Consider the following 17,381-nt stretch of genomic DNA (forward strand, 5'->3'; position numbering starts at 1 on the left):
ATCGACCTAACAAAAAAAACAAACCGATAGCTGAACCAGAGAGCATCCCGTATGCCACCGGAAGTAAAAACCGTCATCTTTCGCCTTCCGACAAGAAAATCCTCTCTTTTTTTGCTGATCGGAATAGCGGCGATGCTATAACGAATAAAGAGAACCATGATACTGTACCAACTGCCGGATCCGGATATCGAACGCTTTATCGAGGAGGATGTGCCGTACGGCGACCTCACAACCACCCTGCTCGGCATCGGCGGAGGGCCGGGAACCATTACCTTTGCGAGCCGGCATCACACCGTGCTCTCGTGTACCGAGGAGGCCGCAAGGGTACTGGAGATGTGCGGCGCCACGGTGCTGTCGATTCTGCCGAGCGGAACGGCAGTGGAAACCGGGACGACTTTTCTGGCCGCATCGGGCAGTGCGGCGAGCCTGCACGCGGGATGGAAGGTAGCCCTGAACCTCCTGGAGTACGCTTCGGGCATTGCAACGCGCACCAAAAAAGTGGTACAGGCCGCACGCTCCGCCAATCCCGGCATTTCGGTGGTCACCACCCGGAAGTCGTTCCCCGGGACGAAAAAGGTGGCCATCAAGGCCATCATGGCCGGAGGCGCGCTTCCCCACCGTCTGGGACTTTCGGAAACCATCCTCGTGTTCCGTCAGCATACGGCCTTCCTCGGGGGATTGGAAAGGTTTCTCGACCAGCTTGCTCCCCTGAAAGCGCGCGCACCGGAAAACAAGGTCATCGTAGAAGCCGATACTGCCGAAGAGGCGCTGAAAATCGCAGCGGCCGGAGCCGACGTGGTACAGGTGGACAAGATGGCTGTCGAGGAACTCGCAATACTGGCAGACGAAATACACCGGAAGTTCCCCGGCGTGAAGCTTTCGGCGGCGGGTGGCATCGATGCCGGGAATGCCGCGCCTTACGCCGGTACCGGCGTGGATATCCTCGTGCTCTCGTCGGTCTATTTCGGCAAGCCTGCCGACATTTCCGTTATTATCGAACCATAACCTTCAATCCCGATGAACTCCGTCATGAAAAAACCGACTCGAATCCTCACTGTTTTTTGTGTGATGCTCATTTTTGCATCCTCTCCGCTGCAGGCAGGTCAGGTACGCATTACCGCGGCTTCGGATCTGCAGTACGCAATGAAGGAGATCATCAGCGCATACAAAAAGAAAAACCCTGAAGACAAGGTGTCGGCAGTTTTTGGTTCATCCGGAAAAGCGTTCTCACAGATCGAGAATGGGGCACCTTACGACATGTTCTTCTCGGCGGATATCAGCTACCCTGAAAAGCTCAAAACTTCCGGCTCGGCTATTTCCGAACCGAAACCTTATGCGATCGGGAGAATGACCGTATGGGTCACCAAATCAAGCGGACTCGATGCAAAAAAAGGCATCAGACTGCTCTCCGATCCCAAAGTCAGAAAAATCGCCATGGCTAACCCTGAACATGCTCCATACGGAAGGATCGCCAGGGAGGTAATGGAGCATTACAAGGTGTACGACAACATAAAAAACCGGATTGTCCTTGGTGAAAACATCCAGCAGACCGCACAGTTCGTACAGACCGGTGCTGCAGATGTCGGCATGATTGCCTATTCGCTCGCCCTCGCACCCGTACTTGCAAAAGAGGGTAATTACTATCTCATTCCTGAAAATATCCATAAACCTATCCTGCAGGGTTATGTGCTGCTCAAGCCAGCCTCGGGAAACAGGACTGCCAAAAAATTCGAACTCTTTATCGGCTCGGCGGAAGCAAGGAGTATTTTCAAGCGCTACGGATTCACCCTGCCCAATGAATAAGCTTGCCGCAGTAATAGAAAAGGTGGAACGGCACGAATCGCTCTGCTTCCTCGAACTCGACGCTTCGGGCACCAGCCTTTCAATGCTGCTCTTCGACCTGAAACCAGAGTTCAGCGAAGGTAGCCGGGTGCAAGCGCTCTTCAAGGAGACCGAAGTGGTTCTGGCAAAGCGGCTCAGCGGTGAAATCAGCTTCAGCAACCGCTTCCAGGCAGTAATCAGGAAAATCGGCACCGGGAGCATTCTTGCCGATGTCTCCCTCTCCTGCCCTGCCGGAGAGTTCAGCAGCATCATTACCATGAAGGCTCTTCGACGGCTGGCGCTCGAACCGGGCGACGAGGTGACCGTAATGGTCAAGGCAAGCCAGATCTCTCTGGAGGCTGCTCATGACGCTTGATATTGCACCGCTCCTGCTTACAATGAAACTCGCTGGGGTAACGACCGTGATTCTCTACCTGCTCGGCCTGCCTGTGGCATGGTTCCTGTCGCAGACACGCGTGCGCCTGAAACCGGTGCTCGAAGCGCTTTTCGCCCTGCCGCTCGTACTGCCGCCTTCGGTGCTCGGCTTTTACTTCCTGCTTGCATTCAGCCGCCAGGGGTGGCTCGGCTGCTTGTGGGAAGAGCTGTTCGGCCACCAGCTCGCATTCAGTTTTGATGGCCTCGTGCTGGGATCGGTGATTTTCAGCCTGCCGTTCATGGTGCATCCTTTGCAGGCCGGATTCAATGCCGTTCCTCACAATCTCATCGAGGCAAGCTACAGTCTCGGGAAATCGAAAACCCTGACCATGCTTAAGGTGATACTGCCATCCATGAAAAGCTCCCTGCTCACCGGAGGCGTGCTGGCTTTCGCGCATACGGTCGGTGAGTTCGGGGTGGTGCTGATGATCGGCGGAAGTATCGACAATGAAACGAAAGTCGCATCCATAGCCATTTACGATCTGGTGGAGTCGCTCGATTACCAGTCGGCCCACATCTATGCTGCAATCCTCTTCGTTTTTTCCTTTGCGATTCTCATGGCGGTCTATCTCGTCAACAAGAAACTCGATCTGCGATGATCCGGATTACCGTCGAGAAAAGACTTTCAGGGGCAAACGGACCCTTCACGCTTTCGGCAGACCTGCAAATGCAGCCCGAGTCGATTCTGACGCTCTACGGCAAGTCCGGCACCGGCAAAACCACGCTGCTCCGCATGCTGGCCGGACTGGAAAAACCCGACAGCGGGCGTATCGAGGTAAATGGCGTAACATGGTTCGACAGCGAATCCGGCATCAACCTGCCCCCGCAGAAGCGCAGGGTCGGTATGGTCTTCCAGGATTACGCCCTCTTTCCTACCATGACGGTACGGGAAAACCTGCTCTTCGCACAGGAGAAAAAAGATCCTCGCAAGGTGAACGAGATGCTCGAACTTACCGGTCTTCTCGCACTGTGCGACCGCTACCCCGAGACGCTCTCCGGAGGACAGCGGCAGCGTGTGGCGCTGGCTCGGGCAATCCTGCGCACTCCCGACATCCTGCTACTCGACGAACCGCTTTCGGCGCTCGATCAGAAAACCCGGGGGCAATTGCAGGACGAAATCCTCAAGGTTCACCGCCGCTTCAAACTCTCGACGCTCCTTGTTTCACACGACAAGCAGGAGGTGTTCAAGCTGTCGGACAGCGTCGCCGTCATCAAAAACGGACGCATCACCAGAAAAGGCTCTCCTCACGAAGTTTTTCTCGACCGGCTCACCTCGAACAAGTTTTCGTTCATCAGTACCATCCTCAGCATCCGCAGGGTTGACTGCATCTATCTGGCCGTTATCGGAACGGGCAACGAACTGGTGGAAGTGGTGCTGAGCGAACGGGACATGGCAGACCTGAAGCCGGGCGACGAGGTGCTGGTGGCATCGAAAGCGTTCAACCCTATCGTGATGAAACTGTAAATAACGAGATAAGGAAATCAAATGACAAAACATATGCCAGGAGACAATCCATGAACATCAGTGCAAGAAACGTATTCAAGGGAACCATTACATCGGTCATCAGGGGAGCGGTCAATGCGGAGATCGACCTTGCCCTTGCCGACGGCACTTCGATCTGCTCGGTCATCACCATGGGAGCTGTCGAAAATCTCGGGCTGAAGGAGGGGATGGAAGCCTTCGCCATCATAAAAGCGAATTCCGTCATTGTCGGCACGAACCTGCACAAAGCGGCCATCAGCGCACGCAACCTCATATGCGGCACGGTGCAGAGCGTGATCGACGGGCCGGTCAGTGCCGAAATCGATATCGAAATCGGCCCGGGAACCGTACTTTCGGCGGTAATCACGCATGAAAGCGCACGCAAGCTTGCACTGCAGGAGGGTTCGCATGCATGCGCCATCTTCAAGGCGTCGAGCGTGCTGATAGGCGTCGAATGAACGTCAGCAGGACGCACCAGGACAGCCCCTGACATAACGGCGGGCAGTCCGGGGCGCACCTCGAACCTCCGAACGCCAGGCACCCTTCCTTCAACTTTTTACCGACCTGTGCTGTTAAGTGTTTGAAACGATTGAACGTAACCGGTAAAAACCATGACAACATCCGGCAGAAAGGTCTGTTTTATGACCGGCGCCTCGGGAAAACTCGGCAGCGAGATCGCGCTTTCCGTTGCCGGACAGGGTTACACGGTATTTTTCACCTACCACCACTCGGAAGAGAAAGCCGCCGAAACGCTCGAACGTCTGCGATGGGTGAGCCCTGAATCGGACATGGTGCAGTGCGACATTGCAAAACCGGCGGAAATCGCCGAGGCGTTCAGCCTCTTCAGGGAACTCTACGACCGCCTCGACCTCCTGATCGCCAGCGCATCGAACTTCTATCCGACCCGGTTGCCGGAGGTGACGGAAACGGAGTGGGACGATCTTGTCGACACCAACCTGAAGGGCACCTTTTTCACCATGCAGGAGGCCGCGAGGATCATGCGGAAACAGCCTTTCGTATCCCGCATCATCACCATGACCGATATTTCGGCCGGGCTTGTATGGAAAAGTTACGCCCCCTACACGGTTTCGAAAGCCGGCATCCAGCACCTCACGAAAATCTTCGCCCGCGAGTTCGCCCCGGACATTCTGGTCAATTCGGTAGCTCCCGGCACCATCAGCACCTACCCCGACCGTGAGAACGAACCCGAAGACAGACTGGTCGAAAAGATTCCGCTCGGCAGGTCCGGCGATCCGCTCGACATCGTCCGGACGATCCTCTTTCTCATGGAGAGCGAGTATATCACCGGAGAGGTTATCAATGTGGACGGGGGAAGGCTATTGTTTTAGCATAATGTCGTTATATTCCGTAGTACGAATTCAGATCAACATCAAGCCGAACGTTTATGGAACAGGAAGTCCCGGTTATTATACACCGCAGCGATGAAAAAGAACCGGAAACACCGGGTGCTTCGCCGATACCCGAACAGGTGAGGGATATGGGCAGCACGCTTTCCGATGCGGTTTCCGCTTTCATGGAAAGCGAACAGTATGAACAATTGAAGCAGAAGGCGGCCGCGCTTAAAACATACATCAGGGAAAACCCCGTGCCTGCCATGCTCTATACGCTCGGCGCCGGTACAGTGCTTGGTTTTCTCCTGAAACGGAGACGCTGAGCCGCACTCTCCATTTTTTCGATACCAACATGAACCGTCAGACCCCGCCACACAGCCGGACAGAACAGCCCAAGCAGAAACATGCAGGCCTGCCGAAGCTGCTTGACGATACCGTTACCTCCACCTTTGAGGATGTGATGGCCATTATCGAAGCCAAAACCGAGCTGGTCAAGATAGATATCACCAAAAAAATCTCCATTGCCGCAGCCCTGCTCATTCTTGTGGTGGTACTGCTCATCGGCGTCGCCTACCTGATTACCACGATGGCGCTGCTGCTTGGCGAACTGACCGGTCATCCGTTCGTGGGCTATCTCCTGATAAGCCTTGCGTTCCTTTCGTGTTTTTTCTTTTTCATCAAGATCAGGCCGGACGTGCTGCCGAACCTGATACAAAAAATTCTTCTTTCCTCACATGACTACAAATGAACATCTGGACGGCATTCAGGCCCGTATAGAGGATCTGCAGAATACCATCGCAGAAAAGGAAGAGCAGATCAGACAACGGGCCCGTCATTTGAAGGAAGACCTGCAGGCTGAGCTCTCCCCCCTGGAGGTAATAAAAAAACATCCGCTTGGAGCCGCCGGTACAGTACTTGCTTTCGGCTTCCTTCTCGGCAGGGCGCTCAAACCCTCCCTGAAACCCTCCAGCATCACGGCCAGCGATATTCCTTCCGAGCCTTCTGTACATCATCCCTCAACGGTTAAAAGCGCCATGGGCACCATCGGTGTCGATATCCTGCGCTCCGCAAAGGATCTCGGATTCACCTACCTGCAGCGTTATCTCGACCGGAAAATCCGGTAGGTGCAGACACCCCATCCCTCTGCCAGACAAAGTTTTCCCCGGTTTTCAGGCAGCGGCATGCAGCACCGTTCCCGATACCGGACAGATGGCTGCAGGCCTCCGGACTCCGATGACGGAACGCAAAAGCCCGAGCACCTGAACCGGATGTTTTATCGAGAATTTCCGTACCTTGACAGGAGCATTAAATATCCCCGTTTACGGGGAGATACGTATTCCATACACTGAACCAATAATGACCACAAGCAACCCGCAGAACCCGGTCTCCGGCATTAAAGAGCATTTTTATGTCAACCGGCCTACAAGAGCGCTGTTTCATCTCAGTGACCCGGACTTTCTCCGCCTCACGGCAGACATGCATGAGAGTCAGAAAAAAGCCGAAGAACAATCAAGGATTCTGAACGCCCACCTCTCGGAACGTCAGTCCGAAACGGCCGAAGCCATTCTTCCGGCGCAGTTTCATGGCATGAAGCTGCTTCACGAAGTGCTGCACTACGTGCTCTCGAAAACGACAGCAGTACGCAATCCTGCACTTTTTGCAACCATCCGGAAAAGTTTCGAGGAGACTCTTCCGGAACACGACACCCTCCGCTATCTCAACCGGTTCCTCGATTCGTTTCCGACTCAGGGCATCTACATCGGCGTGGAGCACCCGGAAAATTTTCTGAAGAACCCAGAAAACCGGGAAGAGGTGATCGAGGAGTCGCTGCTTGTGTGGCTGAACAACCAGAACCCGGCTTTCGATCGGTTTTCCACATTTATTTCCGATCGTGATCTCCGCAGCGAAACCGCTTATCCGAAACTTATCCGAACAATGCTGGGCGCCATGAAGGCCATGGGACCAGCCGGGCCCGACAACACCGACCTGGCGGAACTGATCACCATGCCTATCCGGCATGCACCCAACTCGATTCTTGACCAGCTGCGTTATATCCGTCTCAACTGGGCGGAGCTGCTTGAGGGATCGCCATTCTGGCCGCTGCTCGACGAAGCCATTTCCTACATTCAGGATGAAGACCGTTATCTGTTTTTTGAAAGCCAGGCCGCGGCTGGAGAGATTGGCCGCAGAGAGGGCGGATGGTTTGAAAAGGGTGCCGAGGCCCCTGATTTCAGTTCGCTCGACAACGCTCCGGCAAACTACTCTCCGGATTCGTCGTGGATGCCGGAAGTGGTGATGATCGCCAAAAGCACCTACGTCTGGCTCGACCAGCTCAGCAAACAGTACCGGCGGCACATCTCCAGGCTTCAGGATATTCCCGACGAGGAGCTCGACCTGCTGGCCGAAAGGGGATTCACCTCTCTCTGGCTGATCGGGCTCTGGCAGCGGAGCCCCGCATCGCAGAAGGTCAAGCAGATCCAGGGCAATCCCGAAGCGAAAGCTTCGGCTTACGCGCTCGACCGATACGACATTGCCGACGATCTCGGCGGCTACGACGGGTACCTCAACCTGCGGCACCGTACCATGCAACGGGGCATGCGCCTTGCCAGCGACATGGTTCCGAACCACACAGGCATCGATTCGGAACTTGTGAAAAACCAGCCCGACTGGTTTCTCTCCTCCCCCTGGCCGCCCTACGCGAACTACACCTATAACGGTCCTAATCTCAGTGACGACCACCGCTACGGCATCTATATCGAGGACGGTTACTGGAACCGCACCGATGCCGCGGTCACCTTCAAGCGGGTCGATCATTCGAACGGCGATACCCGCTATATCTACCACGGCAACGACGGCACCAACATGCCCTGGAACGATACCGCACAGCTGAACTTCCTCAGCGCCGAAGTCCGCGAAGGGGTGATCCAGCAGATTCTGCATGTGGCCCGCATGTTCCCGGTCATCCGCTTCGATGCAGCCATGGTGCTCGCAAAACGGCATATCCAGCGCCTCTGGTTCCCGCTGCCCGGCCATGCGGCGGCAATACCTTCGCGCTCCGCTCATGCGCTGAGCATGGTTGATTTCGACGCAGCCATACCGGTGGAGTTCTGGCGTGAGGTGGTGGACAGGGTACAGAGTGAAGTTCCCGACACCCTGCTGCTTGCCGAAGCATTCTGGATGCTCGAAGGATACTTCGTGCGCACTCTCGGCATGCACCGCGTTTACAACAGCGCATTCATGCACATGCTGAAAAAGGAGGACAATGCCGGTTACCGCTACCTGATCAAGAATACGCTCGAATTCGACGCGGAAATCCTCAAGAGGTACGTGAACTTCATGAACAATCCCGACGAGGATACCGCGATATCGCAGTTCGGAAACGGCGACAAGTATTTCGGCATCTGCATGATGATGATCACCTTGCCGGGCCTTCCGATGTTCGGCCATGGCCAGGTTGAGGGGTTCCATGAAAAATACGGTATGGAATACGCCAAAGCCTATTACGACGAGCAACCCGACGACCATCTGGTTTCGCGGCACTATCGGGAAATCTTCCCGATCATGAAGAAACGCCCGCTCTTTGCCGAAGTATGCAACTTCTTCCTCTACGATGTCTACAGTCCTGAAGGAACGGTAAACGAAAACATCTTCGCTTATTCAAATCGGCTTGGCGATGACAGGGCTCTTTTCATCTTCAACAATACCATCAACCAGGCTTCAGGCTGGATCAGGATCTCTTCCGGGTACAAGTTCGAGGGCGCCATCCGGCAGTCGTCACTTTTCGAGGGCCTCGGACTCGGAACGGACGAAAACGTGTACGTCGTCTTCAGGGATCATGCCTGCGGGCTCGAATTCATTCGTCCTGCAGCGCAGCTTGCCTCTGAAGGCCTGTTCCTGTCGCTTGACGGATACCGTTACAATCTCCTGCTCGACTTCCGGGAGGTCCGTCCATCGAAGCTTCGCCCCTACGATATGCTCTGCCGCGAACTCGACGGACAAGGGATCGCTTCGATAGAACACGCCGTGCTTTCCATGAGCCTCGCTCCTCTTCACCGGGTAATTACCGGATTCTTCGAAACCCCAGGAATTCCCGTGCCCGGCGAAACCCCTGCCGGTAAAAAAGAGCTGGATGCGTTCGGTGGGGATCTCGGAAAACTGCTCGGGGAAATAGCCTCCCTTTTCGGAGATCTTGTTGAACAGGAGATCAGGGTTCCAGAGAACCTTCCGGATGCAGCCCTCGCCCTTTATGGAGCCTCGGAGGAGCTGCTGGCAGAGGAAAAGCTGCAGGCGAAGGGCCTTCTGGAGCTCCCCGATCCGACACTTGTGGTGCACTGGATCATTATGGACTCGATTCAGAAGATGCTTGCTGCCAACAGCCTCCTGGGCACCAATCTCATCGACCAGTGGCTGATGCATGACAGCCTTGGGGCATACTACAGGGATAAAGGCTTCAGCGGCATTGCCGGTGGCACGATTGCCGATCTCCTCTGCTGTCTGCTTTCGGCTCCCGATACCCTGGAAACAGGCGATACGGAAAGCGTCGTGCTCGAAAGCCTGAAAACCCTGCATCAAACCTGCCAGGGCTCGCTGGAGCGGCTGCTGCAGATCGCATACCGGCATCAGAAAACATGGTTCCGCGAGCAGGGATTCAGTGTGCTCGCCTCATGGCTTATCCTGACGGATTCACTGAAGCGGAGGACGGCTCATGAGGAACAGAGGCCCGGAACGGATGCGGGAACGCCGGGTTCCGATGCCCTGAAAGATCTCGACATACGGGCATTTCTTTCGGGATATGAACTGGGCGCCCTTCTGCAAAGGGCTCCGGAACATGCCCCGGCCCGTAACAGCGAACTGCTTCCGGAAAAGGCCTGAAAGCGCCTGCATCCTCTCCCGGAATGCCGGGAAAATAGCGGTCGACTGCGCCGGAAAAGCGGAGAAGGGCTGCCTGAAAAGGCGGCCCTTCGGCATTGCAGGCAGTCGCGGGCGGCAAAAAAAAAGCCGCCTCATCCGTTGAAGATGAGGCGGCTTTTTTAGATATCGCTGAGCGACTAGGGCCTACAGCTGGCTGTATTCAGCATAAACCCTGTAGGTATTGATCAGAAGGAAAGCAAGCACAAGAAGACCGAGAATGGTGAAAACCGGGCTTCTCTGCTCTCTGGAGGCCTGACGGTCGAGGAAAGGGACAAGAATCCAGAGAATGGCGCCGACCGTGAAGAGCACGATGGCAAGCAGTTCGCCACCTTCAAAGGTGAAATCCTTGAGAAGCTGGAACTGTGCCCAGAAGTACCATTCCGGCTTGATGCCTACCGGAGCCGATCCGAGCGGGTCGGCCTGTACGCCGATCTCCCAGGGGAACATGACGGCCAGATAGATAAGCAGACCGAAACCGATCAGCCAGCCTATAGCATCCTTGGCAAGGAAGGTCGGGAAGAACTTCTCGTAGCCTTTGACGAGACCGGCCTCTTTGTACCCTATAGGAGCCGAGGTCCCGAGCACCTGAACAAGCAGGAGGTGAGCGGAGAGCACAAGCAGAAGAAGACCGGGAAGCAGAACCACGTGCAGCGAGAACATGCGTGTAAGGGTTTCAGGGCTGACGTCCGTTCCACCGCGAAGGATATCGACAAGCAGGGCTCCGCCGGGCATGACCTTGGGAACTTCGGTACCTACCTGCGTTGCGAAGAACGCAAGCTCATTCCAGGGCAGAAGGTAACCGGTAAAGCCGAATCCGAGAGAGAGCACGAGCAGCACAAAACCGCTTACCCACATGAGCTCACGGGGCTTGCGATAGGACTTCATGAAGAAGGTGCTGAACATGTGGATAAAGGCCATGCCGATCATGAGGTTGGCCGACCATGCGTGAACCTGACGGATCAGCCAGCCGAAAGGAATCTCTTTCTGGATGAACACGAAGGAGGTGAAGGCTTCCGCGCCGGTCGGCTTGTAGTACTGCAGCAGAAGAAGACCGGTAAGAACCTGGATGATAAAAAAGAAAAGAGTGAGGCCGCCGAAGTAGTACCAGAAGGAGAGACGGTGCTGGGGCACCTCTTTTTTCTTCAGGTAGTCGATGACGGGAATCATCACATAAAACCGCTCCTGAAACCATGAAGCCAGAGCGCTTTGCTTGCTGTCCTTGTATGGATTCGGGTCGGGACGATCTACCGGAGGTTTGTAAACGCCGCCGGAAGCAGCGGGTTTGGCAGCAGCGGGAGCGGCCGGTTTTGCCGTTCCTGCAGCAGGCTTTGCAGAACCCGGAGCGGCCGGCTTGGCGGCACCCGGGGCAGCGGGTTTCGGCTTGGCAGGAGCATTTCCTGCCGGAGCATTCTGATTGTTCTCAGCCATATTTTCTGACTCCATTGGTTTTCAACAACGTTAAAATTAAGCTTTGGATATAACAAGATCGTCGCCTTCGACCCGCACGGCATAAGGGGCAAGAGGCAACGGCTGCGGACCGGAAATGATTTCGCCGGTCTGCTGGTACTTCGCTCCGTGGCAGGGGCAGAAAATGAGGTTATCCTTGTCTTCCCAGCGGACAAGACAGCCGAGGTGCGTACAGACGGCGCTGCAGGCCGTGAGTTTTCCGTTGTCGTTGATAACGATGACCTTGTCCGCGTTGAACGGGTAGATCTTTCCGGTGTTTTCCGGTACTTCCGAAGCTTTGCCTACAACCATTTCGTTCACGTTTGTCACTTCCTTGACGGGAGGAATAATGTACTTGACAACCGGATAGAGCGTCGATACCGCTACTGCGGCACCTACACCTCCTACCACCTTGCCCAGAAAACTGCGACGTTCGAAATTAACTCCCTTCAGACCGTCTTCCCTTGGTTTTCCGCCGGAAACCGCTCCGGAGGAAGAGGCTGAAGCACTCTCTCCAAGTCCGCCCATTCGGGCCGGGCTCTTGAAATTACCTTGTTGTGCCATTACAATCTATCTCCTTTTTAAAGATATTGTTAAGAAATCAATGCCTTGCCGGCCGCCCCGTCCTTCCTGCCGTTTCAGCGGCCCGCACAGTTCTCTTACACGGTAGTACAAACAAACTTTGAAGTTATAATTTTTTACCGTTTAAACCAATCGGAACAGCTTTTAAAAAAATTATAATAGTCATACATAAAGGATCTCTCTCCATCCCTCCATATCCTGCTGCGGGTGAAGAACCGCATGAAGTGCGACTGGAGCCTGACCGGATTGAGATACTCCGAAATCCCGTTGATTCCGTTGAGATGCTGACCGTCGATACAGAGCGAAATGTTCGATGCGAACCTGAGATAAAACGGCCCGGCATCGAGCACTTTTTTCTGCAAAACGGTTACCGAAACATCTCCCCCTTTGAGTTCGAGAGTCCTGCCGTGAAGTGGCGCGAAAAAGCCTGTCGAAAAATCACGCTCCCTGAACCGGAGAGAATCCGTAACCGAAACCTTCCCCAGGACATTGTCATGCAGCATCAGCAGGCTCACCGGCTGATAGGCGGTGTTCCTGAAGAAAATCATATAGTAAATCAGGTCGTAGCGCTCCGAAAACGCCCTTCCCCAGTACCAGCGGGAGATATACTCCTGCATGGGCATGGTTCCAAGGTTGTGGTCGTGATAGCCGTGAGCCCTGAGTTCGATGCGTCGCAGGCCTCCGCCGTTTTCTCCGGAAATTTCGATATGCCCTTCGACCTCGGCCCTCGGAACGCTCAGAAGCCACTGATGACGGGAATGCAGCGCTGCGTTGTTGCTGTCTTTTTTTGAGTATTGCGCCCTTCGGCTGACCTTGAACAGGAGTTCCGCACTGACCTTGCGGTTACGGGCGGGAAAATCGAAATCGACGACAAGACGGTATTCGTCCCTGAAGGCATCATAAAAAAACCGGTTGTTTTCAAACCGGAGACCGATCCCCTCCCGGCTGCTTTCGAAAAGGCCGTTACCGCCCTCCCTGATGAAATTGAGCGTTTCCCTGCCCTGCTCATAAAGCTGAAAACTGAAGCCCGCGTAGTCGGATGACAATGGAAGCGTTGAAACAGCCTTGCGTTTCCAGTCGTCATAGTGCTGCATGTAGTAAGGGGAGAAGGGAAAGCCGGAAAACCAGATAAGTACGACGGAGACTCCGCTTGACTTGTCTTCCGCATCGAAATACCACCATTCATAGGCGCCCGGCTCCTGCATGTCGTGCCAGACTTCCTGATGAGGTTCTGTGGTGATATTCATACCGGAAATTATGCGATTCTGTCATGAAAAGCCGCTCTGCTGAATACAGGCTTTTTCTGGAAAATCAAAAGGAAAAAAGCAGGAAGTGAAGGAAGAAATGTGTTCGGTTTTTTCCGGAGCAGCGAGGAAATCCGGAAAAACCCGGTGGACAGAGAGGGAATCGAACCCCCGACACAAGGATTTTCAGTCCTTTGCTCTACCAACTGAGCTATCTGTCCATGTTTTTCTGTTTGTGAGGCACATAATAACAAACGCACTCGAAAAATCAAAAGAAAAAAACACCGCAAAAAAGGATTCCCGCTGCAGGCCGGAACGGAATCTTCCGCTCCGGCTTTCGGCAGCTAAAGCTTTGCGGATATCTGCCCGATCCCTTTCGAAATCCTGCGCAGCACGGCCTCCCGGCCCAGCACTTCAAGCATGTGATAGAGGCTCGGCCCGAAGCTTACCCCCGAAGCGACAATTCTGAGCGGATGAATCAGAACGGCGGGCTTCAGCCCTCTGGGTGCGACAAAATCTTTAAGCGCAGCCTCGATCGTTTCGGCACTGAAGGGATCGAGTGTCTCGAGCACCGAAGAGAACTCCCGGAGAAGACCGTTGGTTTCGGGTGTCCAGCGCTTCTGCACCGCCTCCTCCTCATAGGCCTCCGGCTCGAAGAAAAAGTAGGAGGAGAAAGTCACGAATTCATGTTCGAATCCCACCCTCTCGCGCATCAGTTCGATAACAGCTTCAAGATAGCTGTCGCTGGTGATCACCTCGACGGAAAGAGGGGTCTCTTTCCTCGATAGTTCCGCCGCAAGCAGCGGTTTGATCGTCCTGATGATATCTGCCGCCGGCCGACTCTTGATATACTGCTTTTCAAGCCAGTTGAGCTTTTCGACGTTGAAAACGGCACCGGCCTTGCCGACGCGTTCGAGCGAAAATTTCTCGATAAGCTCCTGCAGACTGTAGACCTCCTGCTCGGTTCCCTCACCTTCATTCCAGCCAAGCATGGCAACAAAGTTCACGATGGTGTCGCAGCTGTACCCCTTGCGGATATAATCCTCGACCGCCACATCCCCCTGTCGTTTGCTGAGTTTCGAACGATCCGGGTTGAGCAGAAGGGGAAGATGGGCGAATTTGGGCGGCTCCCACCCGAAAAACTCGTAGAGCAGCAGATGTTTCGGCATGGAGGGGAGCCACTCTTCACCACGGATGATGTGCGTGAACTCCATGAGATGATCGTCGATAACGCTGGCAAAATGATAGGTCGGAAATCCGTCGGATTTCATGAGCACCTGATCGTCGATGGTAGAGGAGTCGAATTCTACAGGGCCCCTGATCATATCCTCGAACCATACGGAAATATAATCGGGGACTTTCATGCGGATCACATACCGGACGCCTTCCGCCATTTTCTTTCTGATCTCGCCCGAAGGCATTGACCCGCCCATCTCTTCGGGCAGCCATTTCCGGTTGTATTTCGGCTGGAGTCCCTGTTTCAGCTGCAGCTCCCGGTTCTCTTCAAGCTCTTCGGAGGTCGAAAAACAGTAGTATGCATTTTTGTCTTCAAGCAGACGGTCACAGTACTGTCGGTAGATATGCAGTCTTTCCGACTGGACGTAAGGGCCGTAGTTTCCTCCGTGCTCGGGGCTTTCGTCAGCCACAATCCCCGCCCACTCGAGCGTCTTGATGAGATTGTGCTGCGCATCCTCGACTTTCCTGCTCTGATCGGTGTCTTCGATTCTGATAATGAAGTCCCCTTTCATTTTTTTTGCGAACAGGTAGTTGTAGAGCGCTGTCCGAAGACCGCCTACATGCAGATAACCTGTCGGAGAGGGAGCAAACCTGGTTCTGACCCTTTGAGCAACCATAATGTGACGTAAAACTGTTTATTGAATTTTATTGACAGGAGATTAAATACCGGTGTCGGGAGCAATGAATTTATAAAAATCCCGCTGTTTTTTGAAGGGACAAAATCTCTCGGAGCCAGAAGGCAATATAAAACCCGGTTCTCCACCCTCAAAAGCATGTTCTCGGAAGCATTTAACAATAAACTTTTTGCATTCGATTGCAGTTTACTTTTAATTACTTTTAAAGGCGTAAGTTAACCTTGACTGCGCTTTTTCCTTCAATCACGGAACATTTTTATGCCCGAACCCAGGAAAAAAAATACAACAAAAGAGAGCGGCCGAAATATTTTCAGACCGGTAAGAGATAGCGGGCAACGGCCGGAGCGCGATCCGGAAAACAGCGGCGGCAGTCCGGCAAGGTTCCCTGGTTTTCTTGTTATCATGATGCTGGGGCTTCTGTCGCTTTTCGTGTTCCAGCGTTTCTTTTCGGCTCCCGCAAATCCGGAAATCACCTACAACCAATACCGCAAGGTGGTTGACGGCGGCATTGTGGCTGATGCCACAATAGAAACCTATGCCGACAGATCTGCGAAGCTGAACGGAAAACTGAAAACACCCTCACCGCTCGAACTGAAAAACGGAACCTTTCTTAAAACAGACCGATTCAGCGTCACTATTCCCTCGTTCACCACGGAACAGGCCGACCTGCTGGCGGCAAAAGGGATTCAGGTAACCGTTGAGGAAGGCGCCGACAGCCTCAATACCTTCCTGATGCTCTTCGCACCATGGATAATCTTCGGTCTGATCTATTTCTTCATGTTCCGGCGTATGGCTCAACAGAACGGAGGAGCAGCAAAAAACATGTTCAGCTTCGGCAAGAGTCGCGCCAAGATGATCAGTGAATTCGACGTGAAAGTGAGCTTCAGGGATGTTGCCGGAGTTGATGAAGCTGTCGAGGAGCTGAAGGAAACCGTTGAATTTCTCACCAATCCCGAAAGGTTCCAGAAAATAGGCGGAAAAATCCCCAAGGGGGTTCTCCTGCTCGGCCCTCCGGGAACAGGCAAGACCCTTCTGGCAAAAGCCATTGCCGGCGAAGCCAAGGTTCCTTTCTTTTCGATCTCTGGCGCCGATTTCGTTGAAATGTTTGTCGGTGTAGGAGCCGCCCGTGTGAGGGATCTGTTCGAACAGGCAAAGAAAAACTCCCCGTGCATTGTGTTCATCGATGAAATCGATGCTGTCGGCAGAAGCCGGGGTGCCGGTCTCGGCGGAGGTCACGACGAACGGGAACAGACCCTTAACCAGTTACTGGTGGAAATGGACGGGTTCACCACCACCGACAATGTCATCCTGATCGCTGCGACAAACCGTCCGGATGTACTCGATACCGCACTGCTCAGACCGGGAAGATTCGATCGTCAGATCACCATCGACAAACCCGATATCCGGGGCAGGGAGGCCATTCTTGCCATTCACACGCGAAAAACCCCTCTTGCAGGTGATGTGAGCATCTCCATTCTCGCAAAAAGCACGCCCGGCTTTTCCGGTGCCGATCTGGCGAATCTGGTGAATGAAGCCGCACTCATCGCTTCCAGAAGCGACAAGGAGAGCATCGATGCTTCCGATTTCGAACAGGCCCGCGACAAGGTGCTGATGGGCCCGGAACGAAAAAGCATGTACCTTTCCGAGGAACAGAAAAAGCTTACCGCCTATCACGAGGCTGGTCATGTACTGGTAGCCGCCAATACCGAGGGTTCGGATCCCATCCACAAGGTAACCATCATCCCGAGAGGCCGAAGCCTCGGGCTCACCGCCTATCTGCCCATCGAGGACCGCTACACCCAGAACCGGCAGTATCTTCTGGCCATCATTACTTATGCGCTCGGTGGCAGGGCTGCCGAAGAGCTGGTGTTCAACGAAATCACCACCGGAGCAGCCAACGACATCGAACGGGCTACTGACCTGGCCCGCAGAATGGTAAGACAATGGGGCATGAGCGACAAGCTCGGGCCCATCAATTACGGCGACAGCCATAAAGAGGTGTTTCTCGGCAAGGATTACTCGCACATTCGCGAGTATAGTGAAGAAACCGCCCTGCAAATCGACAATGAAGTCAGCAAAATCATTATCGAGTGTATGGACAATGCAAAAAAGATTCTCAGCGAAAAAAAGGAGCTGCTCCACCGGCTTGCCGAAAACCTTATCGAGAAAGAAACCCTGAATGCGGAAGAGATAGCCGCAATCATCGGAACCACATAGTGTTCCCTGTTTTCCGGAG

The 17,381-nt window shown here is 54.1% G+C and carries 16 protein-coding genes and 1 tRNA gene; 12 read left to right on the plus strand and 5 right to left on the minus strand.

Features of this window, described 5'->3' with window-relative positions; translation table 11 throughout:
* Positions 1 to 156 precede the first annotated feature (156 nt).
* The 11 genes from modD (at position 157) to K9G39_RS02935 (ending at position 9,963) form a co-directional block, all read left to right on the plus strand.
* Entirely contained in the window at positions 157 to 1,005 is an 849-nt protein-coding gene (gene modD, locus K9G39_RS02885) for a ModD protein (RefSeq protein ID WP_292003428.1), read from the plus strand.
* Positions 1,006 to 1,068: 63 nt separating this feature from the next.
* Positions 1,069 to 1,803, plus strand: a complete 735-nt coding sequence (modA, locus tag K9G39_RS02890) for a molybdate ABC transporter substrate-binding protein (RefSeq protein WP_292003508.1) — start codon at positions 1,069 to 1,071, stop codon at positions 1,801 to 1,803.
* A complete protein-coding gene (locus K9G39_RS02895) occupies positions 1,796 to 2,197 on the plus strand; it encodes a TOBE domain-containing protein (protein WP_292003429.1) in 402 nt (133 codons plus the stop codon). Before modA ends, K9G39_RS02895 begins: the two co-directional genes overlap by 8 nt.
* Before the next feature lie 22 nt (positions 2,198 to 2,219).
* Positions 2,220 to 2,855, plus strand: coding sequence for a molybdate ABC transporter permease subunit (gene modB, locus K9G39_RS02900; RefSeq protein WP_292003430.1), 636 nt, complete (start codon positions 2,220 to 2,222; stop codon positions 2,853 to 2,855).
* Complete coding sequence (locus tag K9G39_RS02905) at positions 2,852 to 3,721, plus strand: ABC transporter ATP-binding protein (RefSeq protein WP_292003431.1); 870 nt, start codon at positions 2,852 to 2,854, stop codon at positions 3,719 to 3,721. The genes modB and K9G39_RS02905 overlap by 4 nt, the downstream gene beginning before the upstream one ends.
* Before the next feature lie 50 nt (positions 3,722 to 3,771).
* Positions 3,772 to 4,197 carry a TOBE domain-containing protein gene (locus K9G39_RS02910; protein WP_292003432.1) on the plus strand — a complete coding sequence of 142 codons (426 nt, stop codon included), beginning with the start codon at positions 3,772 to 3,774 and terminating at the stop codon, positions 4,195 to 4,197.
* 153 nt (positions 4,198 to 4,350) lie between these two features.
* Positions 4,351 to 5,088: an SDR family oxidoreductase gene (locus K9G39_RS02915; RefSeq protein WP_292003433.1), complete on the plus strand. Its 738-nt coding sequence runs from the start codon at positions 4,351 to 4,353 to the stop codon at positions 5,086 to 5,088.
* A gap of 56 nt (positions 5,089 to 5,144) precedes the next feature.
* Positions 5,145 to 5,414 (plus strand): hypothetical protein, encoded by a 270-nt coding sequence (locus K9G39_RS02920; protein WP_292003434.1) that lies wholly within the window; start codon positions 5,145 to 5,147, stop codon positions 5,412 to 5,414.
* Between the two features lie 29 nt (positions 5,415 to 5,443).
* Positions 5,444 to 5,839 (plus strand): phage holin family protein, encoded by a 396-nt coding sequence (locus K9G39_RS02925; RefSeq protein ID WP_292003435.1) that lies wholly within the window; start codon positions 5,444 to 5,446, stop codon positions 5,837 to 5,839.
* Positions 5,826 to 6,215 (plus strand): hypothetical protein, encoded by a 390-nt coding sequence (locus K9G39_RS02930; protein ID WP_292003436.1) that lies wholly within the window; start codon positions 5,826 to 5,828, stop codon positions 6,213 to 6,215. The genes K9G39_RS02925 and K9G39_RS02930 overlap by 14 nt, the downstream gene beginning before the upstream one ends.
* Positions 6,216 to 6,447: 232 nt before the next feature.
* Positions 6,448 to 9,963, plus strand: a complete 3,516-nt coding sequence (locus tag K9G39_RS02935; RefSeq protein WP_292003437.1) for an alpha-amylase family glycosyl hydrolase — start codon at positions 6,448 to 6,450, stop codon at positions 9,961 to 9,963.
* Between the two features lie 183 nt (positions 9,964 to 10,146).
* Here K9G39_RS02935 and K9G39_RS02940 read toward each other — a convergent pair whose 3' ends face one another.
* The 5 genes from K9G39_RS02940 to gltX form a co-directional block, all read right to left on the minus strand.
* Positions 10,147 to 11,430: a cytochrome b N-terminal domain-containing protein gene (locus K9G39_RS02940; protein ID WP_292003438.1), complete on the minus strand. Its 1,284-nt coding sequence runs from the start codon at positions 11,428 to 11,430 to the stop codon at positions 10,147 to 10,149.
* A 36-nt stretch (positions 11,431 to 11,466) separates the two neighbouring features.
* The gene (locus K9G39_RS02945) at positions 11,467 to 12,012 is read right to left on the minus strand and encodes a Rieske (2Fe-2S) protein (RefSeq protein ID WP_292003439.1); all 546 of its coding nucleotides are present in this window, start codon (positions 12,010 to 12,012) and stop codon (positions 11,467 to 11,469) included.
* Positions 12,013 to 12,146: 134 nt separating this feature from the next.
* Positions 12,147 to 13,277: a carotenoid 1,2-hydratase gene (locus K9G39_RS02950; RefSeq protein WP_292003440.1), complete on the minus strand. Its 1,131-nt coding sequence runs from the start codon at positions 13,275 to 13,277 to the stop codon at positions 12,147 to 12,149.
* Between the two features lie 145 nt (positions 13,278 to 13,422).
* A tRNA-Phe gene (locus K9G39_RS02955) sits at positions 13,423 to 13,495 on the minus strand.
* 123 nt (positions 13,496 to 13,618) lie between these two features.
* Positions 13,619 to 15,127 (minus strand): glutamate--tRNA ligase, encoded by a 1,509-nt coding sequence (gltX, locus tag K9G39_RS02960; RefSeq protein ID WP_292003441.1) that lies wholly within the window; start codon positions 15,125 to 15,127, stop codon positions 13,619 to 13,621.
* Positions 15,128 to 15,403: 276 nt separating this feature from the next.
* Between gltX and ftsH the strand changes: the two genes are divergently transcribed.
* Positions 15,404 to 17,362, plus strand: coding sequence for an ATP-dependent zinc metalloprotease FtsH (gene ftsH / locus K9G39_RS02965; protein ID WP_292003442.1), 1,959 nt, complete (start codon positions 15,404 to 15,406; stop codon positions 17,360 to 17,362).
* Positions 17,363 to 17,381 lie beyond the last annotated feature (19 nt).

Origin of the sequence: Chlorobium sp. (assembly GCF_021740465.1) — a bacterium.
Taxonomy (GTDB): Bacteria; Bacteroidota; Chlorobiia; order Chlorobiales; family Chlorobiaceae; genus Chlorobium.